Source organism: Bifidobacterium sp. LH_389 (assembly GCF_056357235.1).
The window spans coordinates 65,831-90,504 of record NZ_JBKEVR010000001.1; the positions used below are offsets into that span (position 1 = coordinate 65,831).

Genomic DNA, 24,674 nt, shown 5'->3' on the forward strand with positions numbered 1-24,674 from the left:
CATGCAAGATCCGAACACTGCAACTCCCACCCAATCCGCAGCAGGCACCGCCGCGCCGATCGCCGGCGTGGCCGCGGCACCCGCCCCCGCCATGCACCCGCTCTTCCCCGGGCGCACCTTCATCAGCACCGTGCTGGACGCACTCGACAGCAAGGAGGAAATGACCGGCAAACTGCGCGGCAAGTACTTACAGCGCGCGGTCATGGCGGGATTCTTCGTCGGCATCTTCTTCACCGCATTCTTCGTCATCAGCGCCACCTTCGCCGCACTGGGCCCGCAGATGGCCATCGGCGGCAAGGTGCTCGCGTGCATCACCTTTGGCTGGGCGCTCGTGCTCATCTACTACACCAACTCCGAGCTGCTCACCTCGAACATGATGATCGTGTCCATCGGCGCCTACCACAAGCGCATCGGTTGGTCCCACTCGCTCAGGCTGCTCGGACTATGCTTCCTCGGTAATCTCGTCGGCGGTCTCATCGTGGCGCTCCTCCTGCGAGCCTCCACCATCACCGACGGCGTCACCATCGTCCAGATGATCGCCTCCGCGAACGCCAAGACCTCATACGTGCTCCAAGGCGTGCCCGGTATAGCGGACCTGTTCGTCCGCGCCATCTTCTGCAACTTCTGTATCAACATCGGCATGCTCATGGTCTACAACGGCAAACTCATCAACGACTTCACCAAATGCGTGATCATGATCGTCGCCGTCTTCGTCTTCGCCTACCTCGGCTTCGAACACTCCATCGCGGACTCCGTACTGTTCCTCATCGTCGGACTCCACGGCGCCATCAATCCATGGCTCGCCATCGCCACCATCATCGTGGTGCTGCTCGGCAATTTCGTCGGCGGCGGTCTGCTCATCGGCCTCAACTTCGCCGTTATGAACGACACCTCGCGTCCCAACCACCAGCCCTCCGCCTTCGATCACTCCGCACTCGAAACCCTCGAACCGCCCCAGCCCGCCGGCCTGTAGCAACCCGCAGCTCTGCAATCCCGGCAAAACCGGTGGACCGGTGGCAAGGCCTGACAGTACGTCGCACAGCAGTCGTCGCACAATACACAAAGGGGCCCGATCCCGCAGCACACTGCGGGATCGGGCCCCTCTCAACGTGGAGCCGCCTCAATCAATGGCAGTTTCCGCAGCCAGACGGCTCCACGCCGGTCACGCCGTGAAGTACTCCACGCCGGCCTCGAAGATCGGCTGGTACTTGTCTCCCGGCACGTTCACGTACAGGCCGTTGCCGGAACGCTCCGAATGGCCCATCTTGCCGAACACGCGGCCGTCCGGGCTGGTGATGCCCTCGATGGCGAGCAGCGAACCGTTCGGGTTCACGTCCAGATCCATGCCCGGCACGCCGGCCTCGTCCACGTACTGCGTGGCGATCTGCCCGTTGGCCTTCAGCTGGTCGAGCACCGGCTCGGCGGCCACGAAACGGCCCTCGCCGTGCGAGATGGCCACCGTGTGCACGTCGCCCACCTCGGTACGGGCCAGCCACGGGGACAGGTTCGAGGCGACGCGGGTGCGCACGAGCCTGCTCTGGTGGCGGCCGATCGTGTTGAACGTCAGCGTGGGGCATTCCGCAGTCATCGGCACAATGTCACCGAACGGCACCAGACCCAGCTTGATGAGCGCCTGGAAACCGTTGCAGATGCCCAGCATCAGGCCGTCGCGGTTCCTCAGCAGGTCGCGCACGGCCTCGGTGACCGCGGGCGCGCGGAAGAACGCGGTGATGAACTTCGCGGAACCGTCCGGCTCGTCGCCGCCGGAGAAACCGCCCGGGATCATCACGATCTGGCTGCGGCGGATCTCCTCGGCCAGCGCCTCGGTGGAACGGGCCACATCCTGCGGTGTGAGGTTGTTCACGATCAGCGTGGTCACGTCCGCCCCGGCGCGTTCGAACGCGCCGGCCGAATCGTACTCGCAGTTGTTGCCCGGGAACACGGGGATCACCACATGCGGCTTCGCCACCGGGGCACCCGCGTACACGGTCTTCCTCGGCGCATCGAACGTGACGGTCTCCACCGTGCGGCCCTCGTCCGCAGCCGCGGCGGCCACATGCTTGGAACGGTACGGGAACACGGACTCAATGCCGGACTCCCACGCCTCCTGCACGTCGGCCAGATCCAGCGTCTCGCCGGCCGCACGGAACTCGTATGCGGCCGTGGTGACGCCGATCTCCTCCACGTCCACCAGGTTCGAGGAGGCCGGAATGCGCTCGTTGTCCGCCAGTTCCACGAGGAACGAACCGTAGGCCGGGGCGAACAGATCGTCCGCCGCGATGCCGTCATTCAGCGCCACGCCGATGCGGTTGCCGAGCGTCATCTTGAACAGCGCCTCCGCGGTGCCGCCGTAGCCTGGCGTGGACACGGCCAGCGCCACGTGATGCGACGGGTCGGTGAGCTCCTCGACCAGCGAGAACGCCTCCAGCAGCGCCTGACGGTCCGGGGTAAGCCCATCCGCCAGATAGCGCGGCGCAATGCGGTAGACGCGGTGGCCGACACCCTTGAACTCGGGGGAGGTGGTGCGTTTCATGTTGCCCACGGCCACGGCGAAGGAGATCAGCGTGGGCGGCACGTCCAGATTCTCGAACGAGCCGGACATGGAATCCTTGCCGCCGATCGCGCCGGCGCCCAGATCGATCTGCGCCATGAGCGCGCCCAGCACGGCCGCCGTCGGCTTGCCCCAGCGTTCCGGCTCGTCGCGCAGCTTCTCGAAGTACTCCTGGAAGCTCAGGTACGCCTTCTCATGCTCGAAGCCGGCGGCCACGAGCTTGGCGAGCGACTCGACCACGGACAGGTACGCGCCGGTGAACTGGTTCTTCTCCATGAGGTACGGGTTGAAGCCCCACGCCATGGCGGAGGCGGTGGTCGTCTCGCCGAACACCGGCAGCTTGGCCACCATGGCCAGGTTCGGGGTGAGCTGACGGCGGCCGCCGAACGGCATGAGCACCGTGCCCGCGCCGATCGTGGAATCGAAACGTTCGGAAAGGCCCTTGTTGGACGCCACGTTGAGATCGGTGACCAGCGCGTGCATGCGCTCGGCCAGCGAGCCGGAACGCCATGCGGCCGGCACCGCGTAGCCTTGCTGCTCCTCCACGTGCACCGTCTGATGCTTGGAGGCGCCGTTGGAGGCGAGGAACGAACGCTTGAGGTTCACGATCTCGTCGCCGTTCCACGTCATCACCATGCGCGGATCCTCGGTCACGGTGGCGATCACCGTCGCCTCGAGGTTCTCCTCGCGGGCGTACCGCATGAACTCGTCTACGTCATCGGCGGCCACGTCCACGGCCATGCGCTCCTGGGATTCGGAGATCGCCAGCTCGGTGCCGTCCAGACCCTCGTACTTCTTGGGCACGGTGTTGAGGTCCACGTACAGGCCATCCGCCAGCTCGCCCACGGCCACGGACACGCCGCCGGCGCCGAAGTCGTTGCAGCGCTTGATCAGACGGCAGGCGTCCTTGCGACGGAACAGACGCTGCAGCTTGCGCTCCACGGGCGCGTTGCCCTTCTGCACCTCGGCGCCGTCGAGCTCCAGGGACTCCACGTTGTGTGCCTTGGACGCGCCGGTCGCGCCTCCGATGCCGTCGCGTCCCGTGCGCCCGCCGAGCAGGATGATTTTGTCCCCGGGGGCCGGGGTCTCGCGGCGCACGTGGTCGGCCGGGGTGGCGGCCACGACCGCGCCCACCTCCATGCGCTTGGCCACGTAGCCGGGGTGGTAGATCTCGTCCACCTGTCCGGTCGCCAGTCCGATCTGGTTGCCGTAGGAGCTGTAGCCGGCGGCCGCGGTGGTCACGAGCTTGCGCTGGGGGAGCTTGCCCTCCAGCGTCTCGGAGACGGGAACGGTCGGATCCGCCGCGCCGGTGACGCGCATGGCCTGGTACACGTAGGAGCGGCCCGACAGGGGGTCGCGGATGCAGCCGCCGATGCAGGTGGCCGCGCCGCCGAACGGTTCGATCTCGGTGGGATGGTTGTGCGTCTCGTTCTTGAACAGGAACAGCCAGTCCTGATCCTCGCCGTTCACGTCCACCTTCACCTTGACGGTGCAAGCGTTGATCTCCTCGGACTCGTCGAGGTTCTTCAGGATGCCGTTCCTCTTGAGCCACTTGGCGCCGATCGTGCCCATGTCCATCAGGCACACGGGCTTGCCCTCACGGCCCAGCTCGCGGCGGATGTCGAGGTAGCGGTCGAAGGCGGCCTTCACGGTCGCGTCGTCGATGGCCACGTCGTCCAGCTCGGTGCCGAACGTGGTGTGGCGGCAATGGTCGGACCAGTAGGTGTCGATCACCTTGATCTCGGTGATCGTGGGCTCGCGGCCCTCCTCGGCGAAGTAGCGCTGGCAGAACTCGAGGTCCGCCAGATCCATGGCGAGCCCGCGCTCGTCGATGAATCGCTGCCCGGCCTCGGCGTCCATCTCGTTGAAGCCGGCAATGACCTCCACCTTCCCGGGGGCGGGTACCTGGGTCTTCAGCGTGGCCTTGGCTTCCAGCCCCGCCTCGCGCGCCTCCACCGGGTTGATCACGTAACGCTTGATCGCCTCCACGTCCGCGTCGGTGAGTTCGCCCTCGAGCGCGTACACCTTGGCGGAACGGACGGTGGGGCGCTCTCCCTGGGAGATGAGCTGGATGCATTCGCTGGCCGAGTCGGCGCGCTGGTCGAACTGGCCGGGCAGGTACTCGGTGGCGAACACCTTCGCGTCACCGAAGTCGGGCAGGTCGGCGGATGCGTCGTCCACCTGCGGTTCGCTGAACACGGTGGGCACGGACCGGCGGAACAGGTCCTCGCCGATGCCCTCCACGTCGTAACGGTTCACGATGCGCACGGATTCAAGGCCCGTGACGCCCAGAATCGTGCGCAGTTCGCCCGCAAGCTGACGCGCCTCCACGTCAAAGCCGGGCTTCTTCTCCACGTACACGCGAAAAACCACTGCTGTGTTTCCTTTCCTTCAAGTCTTGCAAGTCTTCGGGAGTCAGACTCCGGGGCAGGAGTCAAAAACGGGCCCCCTCTGCGCGAGGGAGCCCGGAACGTTCAGTCGACGTCGATGCCCTCGGACTTGGCGAGCTCGGCCAGACGGCCCTCGATCTCCTCGTACGCGGGGATGATGCTGCCCAGACCGCGGCGGAACAGATCCTTGTCCAGATGCTCCACCTTGCCGGAGTGGTCGCGCTGGTCCCACAGACGGCAGGAATCCGGGGTGATCTCGTCGGCGAGCAGCAACGTGCCGTCGGACGCGCGGCCCATCTCGATCTTGAAGTCCACGAGCTTGACATCGATCTTGGCGAAGATCTCCGTGAGCGCCACGTTGATGCGGCGGGCCAGCGGGGCGATCTCGGCGAGGTCCTCGCGCGTGCACACGCCCAGAGCCACCAGGTCGTCGTCATTGACGAACGGATCATGCAGATCGTCGTTCTTCAGGAAGTATTCGAGCACCGGCTCCTTGAGCGGCAGACCCTCCTCGACGCCAAGGCGGGAGCAGAAGTGGCCGGCGGCCGTGTTGCGCAGCACGATCTCCAGCGGGAACATGTCCATCTTGCGCACCAGCTGGCCGGTCTCGTTCACGCGCCTGACGAGGTGGCTGTCGATGCCGCGCTTCTTGAGCAGGTCGAAGATGATGGTGGTGATGAGGTTGTTCAGCCGACCCTTGCCGGTGAAGTCCTCCTTCTTCTCGCCGTCGCCGGCGGTGGCCGTGTTCTTGTACTCGACCCAGAGGACCTCCGGATCGTCGGTCGCGTACAGCTGCTTGGCCTTGCCCTCGTAGAGCTTTTCCAGTTTCTCCATGACTCGCCTTCCATGTTCTGTGGAGTGGAATTCTGGGTGAACTAACGGTAAAAGGCTACCAATGAGAACCGACACACGGGCCGTCGCCGCGGGCCTTGCCGGCGGTCCTCCGCGCGGCGGCGTAGAGTGGAGCCGTCAGACAGGGGGATCGATGGCTTCAGCAACGACGGGCGCCTACGCCCAGATCGACTCGCGTCCGATCACCGGACGCCAGCGCAGCATCATCGCGCTCATGGTGATGAGCAACATCGCCGAGTTCTTCGACATGTTCCTCATCGGCTTCGTCGTTTCCGTGCTTACCGCCGCGTGGCGGCTCACCGGCTTCGAGGCCGGGGCCATCCTCGCCTGTTCGGGGCTCGGTACGGTCATCGGCGCCGTCCTGTGGGGTCATCTGGCCGACCGGTTCGGCCGCAAGCGCGCCCACGCGTGGTGCATCGCGTGCTTCGTGGGCTTCACCGTCGTCTCCGTGTTCCTGCCCGACCGGGCGTGGCTGGCGCTCGCCCTGCTGCGTGTGGGCGTGGGCATCGGCGTGGGCGGCATGAACATCACGTCCATCCCGTACGTGCAGGAGTTCGTGCCGGCCCGTCACCGCGGGCTGCTGTCCGGGCTCGTCTCCGTGTTCATTCCGGTCGGCATGCTGCTCGGTGCCGCCGCCCAGGGGCTCGTGGGCGACGACTGGCGTGCACTCATGGCGCTCGGGGCCATCCCCGCGCTGCTGCTCGTCTGGTTGCACATGGTGCCCGAATCGCCGCGCTACTGGCAGCTCAAGGGCCGGCCGGACAAGGCGCGCGAAGCGTTGGCGTGGGCCATGCGGATGCCCGTCGAGCAGGTGGGGGAGCTGCCCGACCCCGCTGCGGGGCGTGTTGCCGAGCCGGCGCGGTACCGCACGGTGTTCGTGCGCCACGGTCGGTCGCTGGCCATCGTGAGCGTCGGATCGTTCTGCTTCATCCTCGGCGGGTTCGCCGTCCAGTCGTGGGGTCAGACGCTGCTCAAGGACGCGTTCGGATTCCCCACGCGCATGGTGGCCCTGCTGTTCGTGGGCGTGTCCCTTGCGGACGTGGCGGGCCGTCTCGCCTCCGCATGGCTGGCGGACGTGATCGGCCGGCGCGCCACCCTGTGCTCCTTCGGCATGATCGGCGCGGCGGGCTGTTTCTTTGCCGCGTTCCTCCACGGTTCCGGATGGGCGTTCTACGCGGCCGTGCTGGTGATCATGACGTTCGGCGACGGCGTGTTCGGCATCCTCAACGCGTTCGGCGGCGAGCAGTTCCCCAACGACGTGCGTTCCACCGCGCTGGGTCTGGGCTACGGGATCGGTGCGACTGCCAAGGTGATCGGACCGGCGTTCATGGGTCTGCTGGTGGGCGGCAGCTACGTTGCCCAGCACATCGACATCGGCGTGGTGACCACGGCGTTCGCCTTCTTCGGCGCGTGCATGGCCGTGGGGGCGGTCGTCTACCTGTTCGCACGGGAAACGCGGGGACGCGAACTCGAATCGCTGTGATGCCCTTCCTTGCCGCCGCCGTGCCGCATAATGGGAGTGTCCCATCGGTTGAAGCTGCAAGGAGGCCAACGATGATCGATCATGTCGGACTGTTCGTCAAGGATGCTGCGGAACGCACGGAGTTCTATGAGAAGCTGCTTGCCCCGCTCGGCTACGTGAAGAAGGTGGCGTTCCCGGGTGCCGTCTGCTTCGCGAACGAGGAGGACGGCGACGGCGTGTGGATCGAATCCCCGAAGTCCGCCGACCAGAAGCTCGTAGTGGAGCACATCGCCTTCCGTGCCAAGGACGAGGCCGCCGTCAAGGCGTTCCACGAGGCGGGACTTGCCGCCGGCGGTACGGACAACGGCCAGCCCGGTCCTCGCCCCGCCTATGGGCCGACGTATTATGCCGCGTTCATTCACGACCCGGATGGCAACAACATCGAAGCCATGCTGCAGTAGCGCATCGCCGCAATGGATCTGCTTAGTGTGCTGCGGCCAAGCGCGCACACTGAGCAAATCCATTGCATGGCTCGGTGCATGTCACCCAGTGCATGTTCCTCAGCGCACGTCGACGGCCAGTGCGTCGGCCACACGGGCGGCCTTGGCACGGGCGTCGGCCTCGGAGGAACCCACGGCGAGCGCGACGGCCATGCGGCGGTGGCCGTGGACCTCGGGCTTGGCGAAGATGCGCAGGTCGGTGCCAGGCTCGGCCAACGCGGCTGGCACGTTCGTGAAGACGGCCTCGCCGTCGCCGGACACCACGATTGCGTGGCTCGCGGCCACCGAACCGTCCGGAATCGACAGGGCCACGTGCCCGGCGGTGACGGGCATGCCCAGAATGGCACGGGCGTGCAGCGCGAATTCGCTCAGACGCTGCGAGGTTATCGTCACCATGCCGGTGTCGTGCGGGCGGGGGGAGACCTCATTGAACAGGACCGAGCCGTCCGTAAGCACGAACAGCTCCACGCCGAACGCGCCCCAGCCGGTCTCTCCGGCCGTCTTGGCGCGGGCGACCAGTCCTTCCACGGCCGTACGGGCAATGCGGCCGGCCTGCTCCAGCACCCCGTCCGGTGCGGCGGCGGGCTGCCAGGATTCGCGGTAGTCGCCCGACTCCTGACGCTGCCCGATCGGCGCGCACGTCACGATCCCGGCCGAGGACGACACGGTCAGCACCGTCAGCTCGTAGTCCAGCGGGGCCAGCGCCTCCACGATCACACGGGACACGTCGCCCTCGCCGTGCGCGCGCCGGCCTTCCTGCGCCTCCCTCCACGCGGCGTCGATCGCCTCCGGATCGCGTACCACCGATTGGCCGTGCCCCGACGAGCTCATCACCGGCTTGACCACGCACGGGTAGCCGACCGCCTCCGCCCCGGCATGCAGTTCCTCCAGGGAGCCGGCGAACCGGTACGGCGTGGTGGGCAGACCCAGATCCTCGTGGGCGAGCACGCGCAGGCGCTCGCGGTCCATGCAGATCGCGGCGATCTCGGCACTCGGCACCACCTGCACGCCGCGCGCGGCGGCATTCGCCAGCTCGGACGTGGCGATGGCCTCCACCTCCGGCACGACGATGTCCGGCTTCACGTCGTCGAACAGCGCACGCAGCTGGTCGACATTCGCCATGTCCAGCACGCGCGACTCGTGCGCCACCTGCTGGGCGGGCGCACCCGCGTAGGAATCGGCCGCGCACACCCACGCGCCCAGCCGCATGAGTTCGATCGTGACTTCCTTGCCGAGCTCCCCGGCGCCCAAGAACAGCACGCGCGTGGGCCGAGCCCCCAGCGGCGTGCCGAGCGGACGGTCGGCACGTGCGGCGAACGAGGATTGCGAATTGCGGGAATGCGTGTCAGTCATGGGAAACATTGTACGAGCGGGCGTGGCCGGGGCAGGAGTCCTTGGTCAGGGCCGACGGTAACGGCCCATAAGGAACCCCTATAGCCACGCCATGGCATGCGCAGCGCAACCGTCCTACACTGGGAATCACCGGACGGGGAACCGGACCGGGCCAACGTACCAACCGCTGCCAATTGCCAACAACAGCTGCCGGCCGACCGCCACAGGGTCGGCCGGCAGTTTTTCGTTGAGAGCTTTCGTCAGGACGGCGGGACGTCGGGAACATTCATCGAAGGGAGCGCATCATGCCGTCTGCCGGATCGTCCGCATCGTCCGCATCGTTCGTCGCGTCGCTGGTTTCGGAGCGGGCGAGGAACCTGCCCGGCAACCCGTTCGCCGAGGCGGACGCACGTGCCGCCGCAGCCGTGGCCGCCGGCGAGGACGTGATCGACCTGTCCAAGGGCAATCCGGACGGCCAGCCGCCAGAATTCATGAAGGATACGCTCGCCAAGGCCGCCTACGAGTCCGCGAACTACCGGTATGCGCCCTTCGACGGCAAGCCCGCGTACCTCAGGGCCGCAGCCGGCTGGTACGAACGCCAGCACGGCGTGACGCTCGACACGTCCACGCAGCTGCTCGCCACGTCCGGCTCGTCGGTGGGCATCTCCATCGTCATCCAGGCGCTCATCGACCCCGGGGACACGGTGCTCGCCGTCGAACCGTACTATCCGCAGTACGAAGGCTCCACCGCTGTGGCGGGCGGGCGGTTCGAGACCGTTCCCACCGACGCTGCGCACGGGTTCCTGCCGGACCTCGACGCCGTGGATCCGGCCTTGCTCGACCGGGCCAAGCTGCTCATCCTCAACTATCCGAACAACCCGACCGGGGCCGTCGCCACGCCGGAACTGTACGCCACGGCCGTGCGGCTCGCCAAGGAACACCATTTCGTGGTCATGAACGACTTCGCCTATGCGGGACTCGGCTTTGACGAATCGCATCCGGCGATCAGCCTCCTGGAGACGCCCGGCGCCACGGACGTGGCTGTTGAACTGTGTTCGCTGTCCAAGATGTACATGGTGGCCGGCTGGCGCGGAGGGTTCGTGGCCGGCAACGCGGACGTGCTCGCCGCCGCCAAGGCCGTGCACCGCCAGACCACCGTGCTCGCCTCCACTGTCATTGAGGACGCCGGCGCCGCGGCCCTGAACTCCGACCAGTCGAGCGTGCCGGTGCTGGCCCGTCGCTACCGCCGCCGCTACGAGGTGCTGCACGACGGCCTCAACGCTGCGGGGTTCCGGGTGCTCGACTCGCACGGAGGCCTGTTCGCATGGATGGCCGTGCCGGACTGGGGCGGATCGTCCGACGAATTCACCGACTTCCTGCTGCACACGGCCGGCGTGGCGGTGATGCCCGGATCGTGTTTCGGCGCGTCCGGCGAAGGCTATGTGCGCCTGAGCCTGCTCAAGCCCGAGGAGGACCTCGCCGAGGCGGTGCACAGGATCGCTGGCGTGCAACGGCCGGACGCGCGGTAGCATGGGGGAATGCCTGAGAACGAAGAGCGCAAGGACGCCGACCGCCCGCTGACGATCGTGCTGGTCATGGACACCATTGGCACGCAGGGCAACGGCACGTCCAACTCCGCGCTGCAGTACGCCCGGGAACTCGAACGTCAGGGCCACCACGTGCGGCTCGTGGGACTGGGCAGCGAGGAATACCCGGCGAGGGAGAACCACGTGCCGCTCGTCTCCTGGGTGGCCAGGAAGCAGCACATGCAATTCGCCCGCCCGAGCGACACCCTGTTCCGCACGGCGTTCCGCGGCGCGGACGTGGTGCACGTCTACCTGCCGTTCTCCTTCGGCCGGCGCGCGTGGAAGGTCGCCCGCGAGATGGGCATCCCCGTCACCGCCGGCTTCCACCTGCAGCCCGAGAACGTGAGCTACAACGCGGGGCCCCTCGCATGGATCCCCGGCATCAACGACTTCATGTACGCGCTGTTCCGGTTCTGGCTGTACCGGCACATCGACCACATCCACGCGCCCACCGAAATGATCGCCGCGCAGCTGCGCGACCACGGCTACCGGGCCAAGCTGCACGTCATCTCCAACGGGTACTCGCCCCGGTTCACGCCCAAGACGCAGCGCTGCGACGGCGATCCCGAACCGTGGCGCTACCGTGTGGTCGCCTCCGGCCGCCTCGCCCGGGAGAAGGACCACATCACGCTCATCCGTGCCGTGGCCGCATGCCGGCACGCCGAACGGATCGAACTGCACATCGCCGGCACCGGCCCGCGCGCCCGGTACCTCAGGCGCCGCGCGAAACGACTGCTGCCCAACCCGTCCGCCATCGGCTTCCACCGCAACGCGGACATGCCGGCGTTCCTGCGTTCCTGCGACCTGTTCGTCCATCCCTCAATCGTGGACATCGAATCGCTGAGCGTCATCGAAGGCATGGCGTCCGGACTCGTACCGGTCATCGCCGCCTCTCCGCTGTCCGCCGCAAGCCAGTTCGCCCTGCTCGACGAGTCGCTGTTCCCCGCACAGGATGCGGTCGCGCTCGCCGAACGCATCGACTGGTGGCTCGACCATCCGCACGAGTTCGCCGCATGGGGCGCCCGGTACGCCGAGCACACGCGCGAACACTATTCCATCGAATCGTGCGTGCGGCAGTTCGTGGCCATGGAACGCGAGGCCATCGCGGACGCGCGGCGCGGCTGAGCGTGCGAGCGGCGGTCAGCGAACCGGCAGCCCCTCGAATTCACGGCGCTTGCGGTGCAGCATCACTGCCGTCATGACCATGCAGTAGGCCAGCGCGAACGCCCATGCGAACTGATTCGCATAGCAGATGGCCAGATAGCCGAGCCCTGCCGTGGCCAGCCAGCCGCCCAACGCGCGGCCGGCCAGCTCGCCCACGCCGGAGATGACCGCATGCGTGGAATAGCCCATGCCCTGCAGTGTGTTGCGGAAGATCATGAGCGTGCCGTGGATGAGGAAATAGCCGCTGATGATCGTCAGGTACAGGGCCGCGTCGTCCACGATGCGCGGATCGGCGTCGCCCAGCACCGAGCCGACCAGCGGCCGGTTGAACAGGCGGATCACCACGAAGCATGCCACGCAGTACACCGCCTGGATGGCCGTGCCGGATACGAGGCCCTGCCGGATGCGGTCAAGCCGCTTCGCGCCGAGGTTCTGCCCGGCGTACGTGGCCATGGCCATGCCCACGCTCTCCATCGGCAGGGTGAACAGCTGACGGATCTTCTCGCCGGCGGTCTGTGCGGTCACTGCCGCGGTACCCAGCAGATTGATGGCGTTCTGCATGATCACCGCGCCGATGGCGGATACGCTCACCTCGAAGCCCATGGGCAGACCCACCACGGCGAGCCTGCGCACGTGCGGGCCGGACCAGCGCATGTCCGCGCGGTTGGCGGGGGAGAGCAGCTCCCGGAAGATGGGCACGCGCGTGAACGCCCACCAGCAGTTGAGACCGGCGCTCAGCGTCTGCCCGATGATGTTGCCGAGGGCCGAACCGACCACGCCCATGTGGCACACCGTGATGAAGAACACGTCGAAGCATACGTTGATGGCGCAGGAGACGACTAGGAAATAGAACGGATGCTTCGAGTCGCCCACGGCGCGCAGCAATGCGGCCGAATGGTTGTACAGCACGGCCGAGGGGATGCCGAGGAAGATCACCATGATGTACTTCCAAGCCATGTCCATGAGGTCCGGCGGCGTGGCGATGAGCTCGAGCATGGGGCGGGCGAGCAGGCAGAACGCCGCGGTGAACGCGACGCTCAGGGCGCAGCACAGCCACACGCCGTTGAACACGTAGCGCCGGAATTCGGCGTGGTCCTTGGCGCCGAACGCCTGTGCGGCGGGAATGGAGAAGCCGACGCACGCACCCTGCACGAACCCCAGCGTGAGAAAGTTCAGCGAATACGTGACGCCCACCGCGCCCAGTGCCGCGTCGGAGATGAGGCGGCCCACCACCACCGAGTCGGCGAAGCTGTAGACCTGCTGGAACAGCGTGCCGGCCACGAGCGGTATGGAGAATATCAGAATCTGGATGATCGGGCGGCCTTGGGTCAGGTCTCGGGTGGGTTCCTTCGTGGATTCGCTGCCGGGCTCGGCGTCATTGCTGGTGCTCATGGGGACCATTGTGCGGCCGGCGGTGCCGTCCTCATGCCCGTTTTCAACGGTTTTCCGTTGGAGACCGGAGAGCGTGCGGCATGCCGATGCGTTTCGGCGGGCTGACCGTCGTTGCGAAGGGCACGTCAATCGTTGCAACTATGCCATGCGCGGAGTCGACGGCGTTCGGCATGCGCTGCGGCTGATGTATTTCCGATTCGTGTGGTTGATTTTCGAGGACCCTGCGGATAAACCGTTGTCGTTTCGCCGGTTTTCCAACGGCTCTATCCGGTGGAACGTGGAAAAGCAACCACACGAATCGAAAATACGCGCTACGTAGTTATCTCGGTGGGGCTGAAATCGGTTTCCTGGCCGGTCCGAGGGGAGCGTGCGGGGCCGGGATGCCGGCCGGGCGTCCGATCCAAGCCCGCTCCCCGCTACAGCAGGCTGATGAACTCGCTCACGTGCTCGTCCGTGGTGGCCCAGCTGGTGGCGATGCGCACGGTGGTGTGCCCGGCGTCCGGCTTCTCCCAGAAGCTCAGGCGCACCCGGGCGCTGAGCTCCTCGTACCGTTCGTCGGTGAGGGTGACGAAGATCTGGTTGGTCGTGTTGACCAGCGGCATGTCGTAGCCCTTGACGGTCAGGGCTTCGCGGATGCGGTCGGCCTGCGCGTTGGCGTTGCGGGCGATGGCGGTGTACAGGTCGTCGGTGAACAGCGTGTCGAACTGGAGTCCCAGCAGGAACCCCTTGGCCAGCAGCGCGCCATGGCGCTTGACGATGGTCAGGAAGTGCCGGGGCATGTTGCCATGCGTGAACACGACCGCCTCGCCCATGAGCGCGCCCACCTTCGTGCCGCCGATGTAGAACGCGTCCGCGAGCCGTGCGAGGTCGGGTAGCGCCACGTCCGTGCCGCGGGCGGTCAGACCGTAGCCCAGACGGGCTCCGTCCACGAACAGCGGGATGTCGTACTTGCGGCAGACGTCATGCAGCGCGGTGAGTTCCGCCTTGGAATACAACGTGCCGTATTCGGTGGGATGGGAGATGTACACCATGCCGGGCCAGACCATGTGGTCGCGGTTGCCGTCCGCCATGAACGTGGCGCAGTAGGCATCCAGTTCATCTGCGTTCATCTTGCCGTCGTGCGCGGGCAGGGTGAGCACCTTGTGCCCGGTCGCCTCGATCGCACCGGCCTCGTGCACGTTCACGTGGCCGGTTTCCACGGCCACCACGCCCTCCACCTCGGTGAGCAGGGAGTCGATGACCACCTGATTGGTCTGGGTGCCGCCCACGAGGAAGAAGATCTGTGCGTCGTCGTCCGCGCAGGTCTTGCGGATCTTCGCCTTGGCCATCTCGCAGATCTCGTCCGAGCCGTAGCCCGGGTACTGGTCCATGTTGGCTTGCGCGATGCGTTCCAGGATCGCCGGATGGGCGCCTTCGGAATAGTCGTTCTCGAATGACAGCATGTGGTCCCCCTGCTCGTGAATGTACGGCTCCGCGATTGGATGCCTCGATTGGATGCCGCATGCCATAGTAGGCACGCCTGCGCTGAAATCCCATATAGTGGTTCGCCTGCGCGGCATGTGGGATTTCGACGCGCCGGATCGCCGGCCGGCTACCGGCCCTTTTCCTGGTTCTCCCGGTCCCGTCCGTCCCGGATGAGATCGATCGTCCGGCGCACACGTTCCGGCAGTTTCTGCGATTCACCCAGCTCGTCGATGAATTCGTTGATGCGCTCGCGGTAGCGCCGCTGCGAATCCGGGTCGAGCTTGAGTCCGTACAGCAGACTCTGGCGGATTATCTCCGGCTCGATGTTGCCCAGGAACGTCAGCGTCTGCAGGGCCATGAACGGAATGAGATCGGGGTGCCGCTCGCTGATGTAGCTCGCACGGTCGTGCGCCGCGTCCAGCCAGTCGCCCAGCATCTCCGTGTTCCAACCGCGCATGATCGATCCGGAGCGCAGACGGTAGTGGTAGAGCGTCTCGGGGATGCGCACCACCTGGTGCGACTCGCCGATCACGTTGCAGATGCGTGCGAGGTCCTCGATCTTGCGGCCGACGGGGAAAGAGAAGCCGTGGTCGCGGTAGATGGAGGCCGTGGCCATGAACGCCCAGAAATAGCCTTCGATCTCGAACTGCAGCTGCTTCTTCAGGGTTTCCTCCGGGGTGAGCGTCTGCACGTCGTCGTAGTCGTTCTGCCGGTACTGGGACTTGAGCCGCTGGCCGAGCTCGCCGATGGTGTCGAAGCGGAACATCACCAGATCGGCGTCGTGCGTGTAGGCGGCGGCGAGGCAGGACTCCACGAGCCCGGGCTCCACGCAGTCGTCGGAGTCGAGGAAGTAGATCCAGTCGCCGGTGGCGGCCGCAAGACCGGTGTTGCGCGCCGCGGACAGGCCGCCGTTGGCCTGATGGATCACGCGGATGCGACCGTCCTTGGCGGCCCAGGCGTCGCACATGGCAGGGCAGTTGTCCTTGGAACCGTCGTCCACGAGGATGATTTCCAGACGGCGGTAGGTCTGCGCGACGACGCTGCCGACCGCCTCGTCGAGGTATTTCTCCACGCCGTAGACGGGAATGACGATGCTGACCAGTGGTTCACGTGCGGCTGTATCCATGCCCTCAACCATACGCGATTCCCCGCGACACGCTGCGACGCGCCGGATTTTGACGGCGGGAAAAATCTGTGTATAGTTCTCATCTGTTGCGAAAAACGCCAACACATGGTGGATATAGCTCAGCAGGTAGAGCAGCTGATTGTGGTTCAGCAGGTCGCGCGTTCGAGCCGCGTTATCCACCCCAGAGGTCCCCGGAATCGTAAGGTTCCGGGGATTTTTCGTTTTCGCGCGCGTCGGAGCTCGCGTGACGGGCACAGTCGGTGCCATGATGGAAACGAACGCATAGTTCTGCGAGAAAGGACCGTCATGGCCGACACGAAGGACGTTGATTACTACCACGGCGTGTACGGGTACGTCGAGGACCCGACCGCGAACAAGCTGCTGGTGGTCCGCAAGACCCGCGGCGCCTACAAGGGCAAGTATGATCTGCCAGGCGGGGGGCAGGAGCCGAAGGAGACGCGCGAGGAGACGCTGACCCGCGAACTGCGCGAGGAGACGGGCGCCGACCTCATCGAGGGCGCCGAATACTTCATCTCCCGTGCGACCACCGACTGGACCGACGAGGAGGATCAGCCGCGCACGCTGGTGCACACCTTCGAGATCGCCCGGTGCACCGTGGGGGCCACCGACGCGAAGATCACCTCCAGCGACACCAACGGCTGCGAATACGTGGCCAAGATCGCCATGAGCGAACGCAACGCCTCGCCGCTGGTGCTCGAGGCGCTGGCGCACTTCGACGCGGTCGATCCGGACATCGCCGAGAAGGACGCCTGACTAGGCCACCGGCGCGGCGAGTGCCACGGCGACGACCATCGCCGTACTGGTGACCAGTTCGCACGGTGCGGCGGTCAGCGGGGGAATCCGGCCGCGCCACGCCATCGGGGGAAGGGCCGCCGCGCGTGCCAGCAGCAGTAGGCCCGCTGCTCCGATGATCGGGTGGACGGCGAATCCGGCGGCCGTCATGGCCACGCTCAGCGCCACCGAGGCCGCGTAGTACCGCCTGACCGTCGCCTGACCGTCGGTGCCTGTGCCGGCAGCGACGTTGCGGCGGCCCACGGCCATGCTGGGAACAAAGAGGAGCTGCCCGAATTCGAATACGGCGAAGGTCACGCCCACCAGCACGGCGGTTCGCGTGAGGCTTCCCATGCCTGCGGTCACGGCGCCGATGCCGCCGGCCGCGATCACCGCCACGATCTGACTGGTCAGTGTGCGGTCCCTGCGCATCCATGCCAACGCGAACGACGCTCCCGCCACGACCAGATAGAACGGCGCCCACCGCAGCAATCCGGGTTCGACGATGAGCAACGGCAGGCCGATCGCGCAGGTTACGGCCGCGTAGGCGAGCATGGGCGCCAGATACCGGCGTTTGCCGTGCGAGGTCATCCAGCGTGCCGCGGTGAACTGCGTGCAGTAGCAGAACAGCCACGCCGCGCTCACCCACGCGCCGCGCCATGAGGTGCCGCCCGCCAGAGTGCCTGCGATGGCCGGTGCGAGCACCATCACCCACGCGCCGGGCTGGTTGGGGATCCACAGACGTGCGAACCGCGATTTCGTGCGGCGGGGGCGGGGCTGACGGTTCGGACTGGTCCGACTGGGGCTGGGCGTGGTTTCGGTCATGGCGCTCCAGCTTACGGGCAACCGGTCCGACATGCCAGAGTCGGCTGTGCCGAACCGGTTGCCGGGGCGGCTCACAGCTCGAGGTTCATGGCGGCGAGCAGCGCGTAGACGTTCGGCAACTGTTCGATGATGTCCCGGGCCAGGATCGGCTTGCCGTTCGGGCCGAACGGCGTGGCGCCCTGCAGCTTGTCCGAGGTGGGTTCCATGGCATCGGCCAGCCGGTCGCGGTCCTCGTCATAGGCGATGACCGGCGGGCGCGCCGACTGCATGGACGCGGAGGCGAGCTGGCCGGCCAGTCCGTGGATGTACGCCCCGGCCGCGGCGATGTCCGCCGTCAGGACCGTCGGCGGCGTATCCCCGGCGGCGACGGACTGCGCGAACAGGGCGCCGAGGGAACCGGCGAGCACGTCCCCGGAACCGGCCGTGGACAGCCATGCCGGTGCGTTCCCGTTGACCAGAATGCGCGGTGTGTCCGGCCCCTCACTGCCCACCACGACGGTGATCGCTCCCTTGAGTAGCACGGTCGCGCCGGTGAGCCTCCACGCCTCGAGCGCACAGCCGAGCGGATCCGCCTGAACGTCCTCCACGCTGACGGCCTGCCCGCGCGAGCGCAGCAGACGGGCGAGCTCGCCGGCGTGCGGGGTGATGACCACCTGCGGCGGCACGCGTTCGGGCAACAGGTCCAAGGCACCCGCGTCCACCACCACCGGCGGCAGCGACTCCTGCCCGCCCTCGTAGGTGGGCGCCAGCATGGCCAGGACGTCCTCGTAGGATTCGGGCAGTTCGTCCAGTCCGACGGTGAGTACCGAGCCGGGGTCGGGCCAGTTCGCCTCGCCCACGGCGTACGGCTCGAGCAGCTGGCGGATGGCTTCGCGCTGCAGGGAGTCGGCTGCGGCGTGGTCACCGTCCGGGATGCCGGAGCCGACCACCCATGCCTGGCAGCGGCCCTCACCGAGCACCGCCTCGGGCAGGCGGTCCAGCACCATGCCGGACGCCCGCTCCGGGCCCAGGTATCGCACCATGCCCACGTTGGCGCGGGCGGCCGCCGTGGCGGACAGGACGGCCGCACCCGGGTAGGCGTCGGAGCCGGTGATGAGTCCCACCACGCCGCGCGCATACTTGTCGTCCTCGGTGCGAGGCAGGCGGATGTGCCGGCCGGCCGTATCCGCGCCGACCAGTTCCACCGAGGGAGGCACGTGCGCGGTGTCGAACCCGAAGTCCACCAGCACGATCTGCCCGCAGATCAGGGATGCGGGAGGCAGCAGCGCGCAGGGCTTGAGTGCGCCGAACGTCACGGTCACGTCCGCGGGAATCGCCTCGCCCGGCAACGTGCCGTCGTCCACGCCCACGCCGGACGGCACGTCCACGGCCAGTACGAGCGGGTACTGTCCGGTCGGCTCGTTCAGGGGGAGTGCAGGCCCCCGTCCGGCCTTGCGGTCCCGTCCGATCTGTTCGGCCAACTGGGCCGCGATGCCGCGCAACGCTCCCGTCAGCCCGATGCCGGTCATGGCGTCGAGAAGCAGATCGGACTCCTCGTACAGGTCGATGACGTGGGCGAGGATGTCATCCGCATCCTCCTCGTCGGCCGGCGGTTCCGCTCCGGGAATCGCAGCTTCGGGATCGAGCGCCTCCACATGGCCTCCGGCTTCAAGGAACGCCTTCAGCCCTTCGGCGTGGAGCGACCGGCCGACCGCCGCACAGGTGACGACGGCACCCTGGGCGGCAAGCTCGGCCGCGGCGAACAGGCCGTCGCCGCCGTTGTCCCCGGCACCCGCAAGCAGCAGGATGTGCGCGTCGGCCACGTCCGGGCCGTCCGGCTGACGTTCGAGCATCGCCTCCGCCACGTGTGCCACGGCCGAAGCCGCCATGCGCATGAGCGGCACGCCGTTCTCCAGCAGCGGGCGCTCCATGTCCCGCACCCGATCGGCGCTCCATGCGCCGTGGATGAATGCCTCGTCGTCCTGATCCTGATCGTCGTTCTCATCGTCGAACGCGTTCCCGAACGCTTCCTCGAAGCGCTCGGCGTCGAAGTCATTCGCGTCGAACCGATCGTCGAACCCCATCTCGCCATCATCATCGAATACGGACCCCATCGTCTGCCCCTTTCTCTTGGCGTACGCGTTCCACTCTACCCGTTCGGTACGCCTTTGCGGGCGGAACTGCGTGCGTTGGCGTGTTTGCTGAACGATTCGTGAACGCTACGGAACACTGGGATTGCGCCACGCCGGAGGATATGCGCCGGAGCGCCTGCGGACGTACTATGAAATAGCACGGCAACCAAGGCGCCGTGCGAAATGACACGTTTGCCTTTGGAATGACGGCGGCCCGGAGAGACAGTGACTCCTCCGGGCCGTCTGTCGTCCGTGCTGCGGCATGCCGATCTGCCGCGCGATCGGTCCAACCTGTGCCCTCCAAATCGCAGCTTGGACCGATCGTGCGAAAAACCGGCCGTTTTCGAGGCAGAAAATCGTATGATCGGTCCAGGCTGCAACAACCCGGCTGCAGGTTGGACCGATTGGACGGACAGCGACGGGGCCGGGCATTGCGAGACGCCGGCGTGTCGCAATGTCCGGGCGCATGATATCCTGAATATTCGTGTGTGCCGGAGGCATGCCTTATGTAACAGGCGTGGGCTCCGGGATATCCCCGGGTTCGTTCGAATCGCGCGCAGCAATGCGGCAGCGGGAGAACGCGGGGCCATCGGGCCGGTGGACTTGGCTGCTTACTTCCGATTCGGGGCGCGTGTGCGCGCCCGGGGACAGACGTGGGCTGCGGTGCGGCGGCCTCACGGATAAGAAGAACCATTGAATCGGAGAATTCAAGTTGCCTACTATTGAACAGCTCGTCCGCAAGGGACGTCAGGCCAAGCCGAAGAAGTCGAAGACCTTGGCCCTGAAGGGCAGCCCGCTGCGTCGCGGCGTGTGCACCCGTGTCTACACCACCACCCCGAAGAAGCCGAACTCGGCTCTGCGTAAGGTCGCCCGTGTGCGCCTTTCCTCCGGCATCGAAGTCACCGCCTACATTCCGGGCGAGGGCCACAACCTGCAGGAGCACTCCATCGTGCTCGTGCGCGGCGGCCGTGTGAAGGATCTGCCGGGCGTGCGCTACCACATCGTGCGTGGCGCGCTCGATACCCAGGGCGTCAAGGATCGCAAGCAGGGTCGTTCCCTGTACGGAGCAAAGAAGGCGAAGTAATAGATTATGTCTCGTAAAGGACCCTCCAAGAAGCATACCCTGCTGCCCGATCCGATCTACGGTTCGACCGTCGTCGCGCAGCTGATCAACAAGATCCTCCTCGACGGCAAGAAGTCCATCGCCGAGGACATCGTCTACTCCGCGCTTGACATGGTCAAGGCGAAGAGCGAGCAGGAGCCGGTGGCCGTGCTCAAGCGCGCTCTGGACAACATCCGCCCGTCCCTCGAGGTGCGTTCCCGCCGCGTCGGCGGCGCCACCTATCAGGTGCCGGTCGAGGTCAAGCCGGGCCGCGCGAACACGCTGTCCCTGCGCTGGCTGACCGACTTCTCCCGCGCCCGCCGCGAGAAGACCATGGCCGAGCGTCTGGCCAACGAGATCCTGGACGCCTCCAACGGTCTGGGCGCTTCTGTCAAGCGTCGCGAGGATACTCATAAGATGGCAGAGGCCAACAAGGCCTTCGCGCATTACCGCTGGTAATCGCCAAAGTTCGAGAGCTAAGGAAAACTCATGGCACTTGACGTGCTTTCTGATCTTCATCAGATCCGCAACATCGGCATCATGGCGCACATCGACGCCGGCAAGACCACCACCACCGAGCGCATCCTGTACTACACCGGCAAGAGCTACAAGATCGGTGAGGTGCACGACGGCGCCGCGACCATGGACTTCATGGCGCAGGAGCAGGAGCGCGGCATCACGATTCAGTCCGCCGCCACCACCTGCTTCTGGAACCGCCAGACCCATGATCCGGAGCAGAAGTTCCAGCTCAACATCATCGACACCCCCGGCCACGTGGACTTCACGGCCGAGGTGGAGCGCTCCCTGCGCGTGCTCGATGGCGCCGTCGCCGTGTTCGACGGCAAGGAGGGCGTGGAGCCCCAGTCCGAGACCGTGTGGCGCCAGGCCGACAAGTACGGCGTTCCGCGCATCTGCTTCATCAACAAGATGGACAAGCTCGGCGCGAACTTCTACTACTCCGTGGACACCATCAAGGAGAAGCTGGGCGCGAACCCGATCGTGATGCAGCTGCCGATGGGCGCCGAGAACGACTTCACCGGCGTCATCGACCTCGTTGAGATGAAGGCCTACGACTGGAACACCGGCGACGAGCTGGGCGCCCACTACAACATGGACCCGATTCCGGACGAGTACAAGGACAAGGCCGACGAATACCACACCAAGCTGGTGGAGGCCGCGGCCGAGGCCAACGACGAGCTGACCGAGAAGTACCTCGAGGAAGGCGAGCTGACCAAGGAAGAGATCCGCGCCGGCATCCGCCAGCTGACCATCGAGAAGCGCGCCTTCCCGGTGTTCTGCGGCTCCGCGTTCAAGGACAAGGGCGTGCAGCCCATGCTCGACGGCGTCATCGACTACCTGCCGAGCCCCGAGGACGTTCCGGCCATCAAGGGCTACAAGCCCGGCGACGAGTCCGTCGAGATCGACCGCCACCCGACCGTCGACGATCCGTTCGCGGCCCTGGTCTTCAAGATCTCCACCCACCCGTTCTACGGCAAGCTCGTGTTCGTGCGCGTGTACTCCGGCTCCGTCAAGCCCGGCGACACCGTGCTCGACTCCACCAAGGGCAAGAAGGAGCGCATCGGCAAGATCTTCCAGATGCACGCCGACAAGGAGAACCCGGTGGACGCCGCCGAGGCCGGCAACATCTACACCTTCGTGGGCATGAAGAACGTGTCCACCGGTGAGACGCTGTGCGCCGAGAACGCCCCGATCTCCCTCGAGTCCATGACCTTCCCGGATCCGGTGATCCAGGTGGCCGTGGAGCCGAAGACCAAGGCCGACCAGGAGAAGATGGCCGTGGCCCTCGCCAAGCTCTCCGACGAGGATCCGACCTTCCAGGTCACCTCCGACGAGGAGTCCGGCCAGACCCTGATCGCCGGCATGGGCGAGCTCCAGCTCGACATCATCGTCGACCGCATGCGTCGCGAGTTCAAGGTCGAGTGCAACGTGGGCAAGCCGCAGGTCGCGTACCGCGAGACGATCCGCAAGGCCGTCATGAACGAGGTCTACACCCACAAGAAGCAGACCGGTGGTTCCGGCCAGTTCGCCAAGGTGTTCATGAACTTCGAGCCGCTCGACACCGAGGCCGGCGAGACCTTCGAGTTCGTCAACGAGGTCACCGGCGGCCACATCTCCGCCGAGTTCATCGGACCCATCGAGGCCGGTGTCAAGGAGGCCATGGAGTCCGGCGTTCTGGCCGGCTTCCCGGTCGTGGGCGTCAAGGCCACCGTGTACGACGGCCAGATGCACCCGGTCGATTCCTCCGAAATGGCCTTCAAGATCGCCGGTTCCATGGCGTTCAAGGAGGCTGCCCCGAAGGCCAAGCCGGTCATCCTCGAGCCGATCATGGCCGTGGAGGTCCGTACGCCGGAGGAGTACATGGGCGATGTCATCGGCGATCTCAACCAGCGCCGTGGCAACATCCAGTCCATGACCGACGCGACCGGCGTCAAGGTCATCGACGCCAAGGTCCCGCTGTCCGAGATGTTCGGCTACATCGGCGACCTGCGTTCCAAGACCCAGGGCCGCGCCATGTTCACCATGCAGATGGACTCCTACGCCGAGGTCCCGAAGAGCGTCTCCGACGAGATCATCAAGGCCCAGCGCGGCGAGTGACACGCCTGCCACGGTTGTGGCATCTGTCCCCAGTCATCGCTAATATAGATTAGCGTTGACTGGGTTCAGGGCTCGTCTGTGGCACAAACCCAGAAACCCAGCAAAAGGTAGCGAACGCCTGGCGCACTGCTAAGCGCGAGGCAAACTACGAGAGTCCAGGAGGACTACACATATGGCAAAGGAAAAGTACGAGCGTACTAAGCCGCACGTTAACATTGGTACCATCGGCCACGTCGATCACGGCAAGACGACCCTGACTGCCGCCATCTCCAAGGTGCTGCACGAGGAGTTCCCGGATCTGAACCCGGAGTACGACTTCAACCAGATCGATGCCGCTCCGGAAGAGCAGCAGCGTGGTATCACCATCAACATCGCCCACATCGAGTACCAGACCGCGAAGCGCCACTACGCTCACGTGGACTGCCCGGGCCACGCCGACTTCGTGAAGAACATGATCACCGGTGCCGCCCAGATGGATGGCGCCATCCTCGTGGTTGCCGCCACCGACGGCCCGATGGCCCAGACCCGCGAGCACGTGCTGCTCGCCCGTCAGGTGGGTGTCCCGAAGATCCTCGTCGCCCTGAACAAGTGCGACATGGTCGACGATGAGGAGCTCATCGAGCTCGTCGAGGAAGAGGTCCGTGACCTCCTCGACGAGAACGGCTTCGATCGCGACTGCCCGGTCATCCGCGTGTCCGCCTACGGCGCTCTGCATGACGACGCTCCGGATCACGAGCACTGGGTCGAGCAGGTCAAGAAGCTCATGGATGCCGTCGACGAGTACATCCCGACCCCGGTCCACGACCTCGCCAAGCCGTTCCTGATGCCGATCGAGGACGTGTTCACCATCTCCGGTCGTGGTACCGTCGTCACCGGCCGTGTCGAGCGTGGCCAGCTGCCCGTGAACTCCCCGGTCGAGATCGTCGGCATCCGTCCGACCCAGACCACCACCGTCACCTCCATCGAGACCTTCCACAAGACGATGGACTCCTGCGAGGCTGGCGACAACACCGGTCTGCTGCTCCGCGGCATCAACCGTACCGACGTTGAGCGTGGCCAGGTCGTGGCGGCTCCGGGCTCCGTGACCCCGCACACCAAGTTCGAGGGCGAAGTCTACGTGCTGACCAAGGACGAAGGCGGCCGTCACTCGCCGTTCTTCTCCAACTACCGTCCGCAGTTCTACTTCCGCACCACCGACGTCACCGGCGTCATCGAGCTGCCGGAAGGCGTCGAGATGGTTCAGCCCGGCGATCACGCCACCTTCACCGTTGAGCTGATTCAGCCCATCGCCATGGAGGAGGGCCTGACCTTCGCTGTGCGTGAAGGCGGCCACACCGTCGGCTCCGGTCGAGTCACCAAGATCCTCGCCTGATTTTCGTCAGACAACGATCAGGTGCGCTTGATCTGAA

General features: G+C 66.2%; 18 protein-coding genes and 1 tRNA gene. 11 read left to right on the forward strand and 8 right to left on the reverse strand.

Going from position 1 to position 24,674, the window contains the following annotated elements:
* The first annotated feature begins 1 nt into the window (after position 1).
* A complete protein-coding gene (locus AC1AZA_RS00270) occupies positions 2–973 on the forward strand; it encodes a formate/nitrite transporter family protein (RefSeq protein ID WP_476513146.1) in 972 nt (323 codons plus the stop codon).
* A gap of 189 nt (positions 974–1,162) precedes the next feature.
* On the opposite strand, the gene AC1AZA_RS00275 is transcribed toward AC1AZA_RS00270, so the two are convergent.
* Both AC1AZA_RS00275 and purC read right to left on the reverse strand, forming a co-directional pair.
* Entirely contained in the window at positions 1,163–4,924 is a 3,762-nt protein-coding gene (locus AC1AZA_RS00275; RefSeq protein ID WP_476512753.1) for a phosphoribosylformylglycinamidine synthase, read from the reverse strand.
* Positions 4,925–5,025: 101 nt separating this feature from the next.
* On the reverse strand, positions 5,026–5,775 hold the full coding sequence (gene purC / locus AC1AZA_RS00280) for a phosphoribosylaminoimidazolesuccinocarboxamide synthase (protein WP_476512754.1): 750 nt from the start codon (positions 5,773–5,775) through the stop codon (positions 5,026–5,028).
* Between the two features lie 151 nt (positions 5,776–5,926).
* Here purC and AC1AZA_RS00285 point away from each other — a divergent pair, with 151 nt between their 5' ends.
* Together AC1AZA_RS00285 and AC1AZA_RS00290 are read left to right on the forward strand one after the other, a co-directional pair.
* Complete coding sequence (locus AC1AZA_RS00285) at positions 5,927–7,276, forward strand: MFS transporter (protein ID WP_476512755.1); 1,350 nt, start codon at positions 5,927–5,929, stop codon at positions 7,274–7,276.
* A 71-nt stretch (positions 7,277–7,347) separates the two neighbouring features.
* Positions 7,348–7,716 carry a VOC family protein gene (locus tag AC1AZA_RS00290; RefSeq protein WP_476512756.1) on the forward strand — a complete coding sequence of 123 codons (369 nt, stop codon included), beginning with the start codon at positions 7,348–7,350 and terminating at the stop codon, positions 7,714–7,716.
* Between the two features lie 99 nt (positions 7,717–7,815).
* On the opposite strand, the gene purT is transcribed toward AC1AZA_RS00290, so the two are convergent.
* A complete protein-coding gene (purT, locus tag AC1AZA_RS00295) occupies positions 7,816–9,108 on the reverse strand; it encodes a formate-dependent phosphoribosylglycinamide formyltransferase (RefSeq protein WP_476512757.1) in 1,293 nt (430 codons plus the stop codon).
* 284 nt (positions 9,109–9,392) lie between these two features.
* Here purT and AC1AZA_RS00300 point away from each other — a divergent pair, with 284 nt between their 5' ends.
* On the forward strand, positions 9,393–10,616 hold the full coding sequence (locus AC1AZA_RS00300) for a pyridoxal phosphate-dependent aminotransferase (protein ID WP_476512758.1): 1,224 nt from the start codon (positions 9,393–9,395) through the stop codon (positions 10,614–10,616).
* A gap of 9 nt (positions 10,617–10,625) precedes the next feature.
* Complete coding sequence (locus AC1AZA_RS00305) at positions 10,626–11,798, forward strand: glycosyltransferase (protein WP_476512759.1); 1,173 nt, start codon at positions 10,626–10,628, stop codon at positions 11,796–11,798.
* 15 nt (positions 11,799–11,813) lie between these two features.
* On the opposite strand, the gene AC1AZA_RS00310 is transcribed toward AC1AZA_RS00305, so the two are convergent.
* The 3 genes from AC1AZA_RS00310 to AC1AZA_RS00320 form a co-directional block, all read right to left on the reverse strand.
* A complete protein-coding gene (locus AC1AZA_RS00310; RefSeq protein ID WP_476512760.1) occupies positions 11,814–13,229 on the reverse strand; it encodes an MATE family efflux transporter in 1,416 nt (471 codons plus the stop codon).
* Between the two features lie 416 nt (positions 13,230–13,645).
* The gene (locus tag AC1AZA_RS00315; protein ID WP_476512761.1) at positions 13,646–14,671 is read right to left on the reverse strand and encodes a threonine aldolase family protein; all 1,026 of its coding nucleotides are present in this window, start codon (positions 14,669–14,671) and stop codon (positions 13,646–13,648) included.
* Between the two features lie 149 nt (positions 14,672–14,820).
* Positions 14,821–15,819, reverse strand: a complete 999-nt coding sequence (locus tag AC1AZA_RS00320; protein WP_476512762.1) for a glycosyltransferase family 2 protein — start codon at positions 15,817–15,819, stop codon at positions 14,821–14,823.
* 108 nt (positions 15,820–15,927) lie between these two features.
* On the opposite strand from AC1AZA_RS00320, the gene AC1AZA_RS00325 reads away from it, so the two are divergent.
* Positions 15,928–16,003, forward strand: a tRNA-His gene (locus AC1AZA_RS00325).
* 122 nt (positions 16,004–16,125) lie between these two features.
* A complete protein-coding gene (locus tag AC1AZA_RS00330; protein ID WP_476512763.1) occupies positions 16,126–16,593 on the forward strand; it encodes an NUDIX domain-containing protein in 468 nt (155 codons plus the stop codon).
* Here the strand turns inward: AC1AZA_RS00330 and AC1AZA_RS00335 are convergent, their stop codons facing one another.
* Positions 16,594–17,436 carry a YwiC-like family protein gene (locus AC1AZA_RS00335; protein WP_476512764.1) on the reverse strand — a complete coding sequence of 281 codons (843 nt, stop codon included), beginning with the start codon at positions 17,434–17,436 and terminating at the stop codon, positions 16,594–16,596.
* A gap of 71 nt (positions 17,437–17,507) precedes the next feature.
* On the reverse strand, positions 17,508–19,529 hold the full coding sequence (locus tag AC1AZA_RS00340; protein ID WP_476512765.1) for a bifunctional ADP-dependent NAD(P)H-hydrate dehydratase/NAD(P)H-hydrate epimerase: 2,022 nt from the start codon (positions 19,527–19,529) through the stop codon (positions 17,508–17,510).
* Between the two features lie 730 nt (positions 19,530–20,259).
* On the opposite strand from AC1AZA_RS00340, the gene rpsL reads away from it, so the two are divergent.
* The 4 genes from rpsL to tuf all read left to right on the forward strand — a co-directional run bounded on the left by rpsL (position 20,260) and on the right by tuf (position 24,637).
* Positions 20,260–20,631 carry a 30S ribosomal protein S12 gene (gene rpsL, locus AC1AZA_RS00345; protein WP_003813881.1) on the forward strand — a complete coding sequence of 124 codons (372 nt, stop codon included), beginning with the start codon at positions 20,260–20,262 and terminating at the stop codon, positions 20,629–20,631.
* A gap of 6 nt (positions 20,632–20,637) precedes the next feature.
* Positions 20,638–21,108 carry a 30S ribosomal protein S7 gene (gene rpsG / locus AC1AZA_RS00350; RefSeq protein ID WP_476512766.1) on the forward strand — a complete coding sequence of 157 codons (471 nt, stop codon included), beginning with the start codon at positions 20,638–20,640 and terminating at the stop codon, positions 21,106–21,108.
* Positions 21,109–21,138: 30 nt separating this feature from the next.
* Complete coding sequence (gene fusA / locus AC1AZA_RS00355; protein ID WP_476512767.1) at positions 21,139–23,265, forward strand: elongation factor G; 2,127 nt, start codon at positions 21,139–21,141, stop codon at positions 23,263–23,265.
* Positions 23,266–23,437: 172 nt separating this feature from the next.
* Positions 23,438–24,637 (forward strand): elongation factor Tu, encoded by a 1,200-nt coding sequence (gene tuf / locus AC1AZA_RS00360; RefSeq protein WP_476512768.1) that lies wholly within the window; start codon positions 23,438–23,440, stop codon positions 24,635–24,637.
* The last annotated feature ends 37 nt before the right edge of the window (positions 24,638–24,674 follow it).

What these genes read in the sequence shown, in the direction of transcription:
- AC1AZA_RS00335 (WP_476512764.1), bottom strand. Translation starts at nt 17,436, where the DNA reads ATGACCGAAACCACGCCCAGCCCCAGTCGGACCAGTCCGAACCGTCAG.
- AC1AZA_RS00310 (WP_476512760.1), bottom strand. Translation starts at nt 13,229, where the DNA reads ATGAGCACCAGCAATGACGCCGAGCCCGGCAGCGAATCCACGAAGGAA.
- AC1AZA_RS00270 (WP_476513146.1), top strand. Translation starts at nt 2, where the DNA reads ATGCAAGATCCGAACACTGCAACTCCCACCCAATCCGCAGCAGGCACC.
- purC (WP_476512754.1), bottom strand. Translation starts at nt 5,775, where the DNA reads ATGGAGAAACTGGAAAAGCTCTACGAGGGCAAGGCCAAGCAGCTGTAC.
- AC1AZA_RS00290 (WP_476512756.1), top strand. Translation starts at nt 7,348, where the DNA reads ATGATCGATCATGTCGGACTGTTCGTCAAGGATGCTGCGGAACGCACG.
- AC1AZA_RS00340 (WP_476512765.1), bottom strand. Translation starts at nt 19,529, where the DNA reads ATGGGGTCCGTATTCGATGATGATGGCGAGATGGGGTTCGACGATCGG.
- AC1AZA_RS00320 (WP_476512762.1), bottom strand. Translation starts at nt 15,819, where the DNA reads ATGGATACAGCCGCACGTGAACCACTGGTCAGCATCGTCATTCCCGTC.
- purT (WP_476512757.1), bottom strand. Translation starts at nt 9,108, where the DNA reads ATGACTGACACGCATTCCCGCAATTCGCAATCCTCGTTCGCCGCACGT.
- AC1AZA_RS00285 (WP_476512755.1), top strand. Translation starts at nt 5,927, where the DNA reads ATGGCTTCAGCAACGACGGGCGCCTACGCCCAGATCGACTCGCGTCCG.
- tuf (WP_476512768.1), top strand. Translation starts at nt 23,438, where the DNA reads ATGGCAAAGGAAAAGTACGAGCGTACTAAGCCGCACGTTAACATTGGT.
- AC1AZA_RS00330 (WP_476512763.1), top strand. Translation starts at nt 16,126, where the DNA reads ATGGCCGACACGAAGGACGTTGATTACTACCACGGCGTGTACGGGTAC.
- AC1AZA_RS00305 (WP_476512759.1), top strand. Translation starts at nt 10,626, where the DNA reads ATGCCTGAGAACGAAGAGCGCAAGGACGCCGACCGCCCGCTGACGATC.
- AC1AZA_RS00300 (WP_476512758.1), top strand. Translation starts at nt 9,393, where the DNA reads ATGCCGTCTGCCGGATCGTCCGCATCGTCCGCATCGTTCGTCGCGTCG.
- fusA (WP_476512767.1), top strand. Translation starts at nt 21,139, where the DNA reads ATGGCACTTGACGTGCTTTCTGATCTTCATCAGATCCGCAACATCGGC.
- AC1AZA_RS00315 (WP_476512761.1), bottom strand. Translation starts at nt 14,671, where the DNA reads ATGCTGTCATTCGAGAACGACTATTCCGAAGGCGCCCATCCGGCGATC.
- rpsG (WP_476512766.1), top strand. Translation starts at nt 20,638, where the DNA reads ATGTCTCGTAAAGGACCCTCCAAGAAGCATACCCTGCTGCCCGATCCG.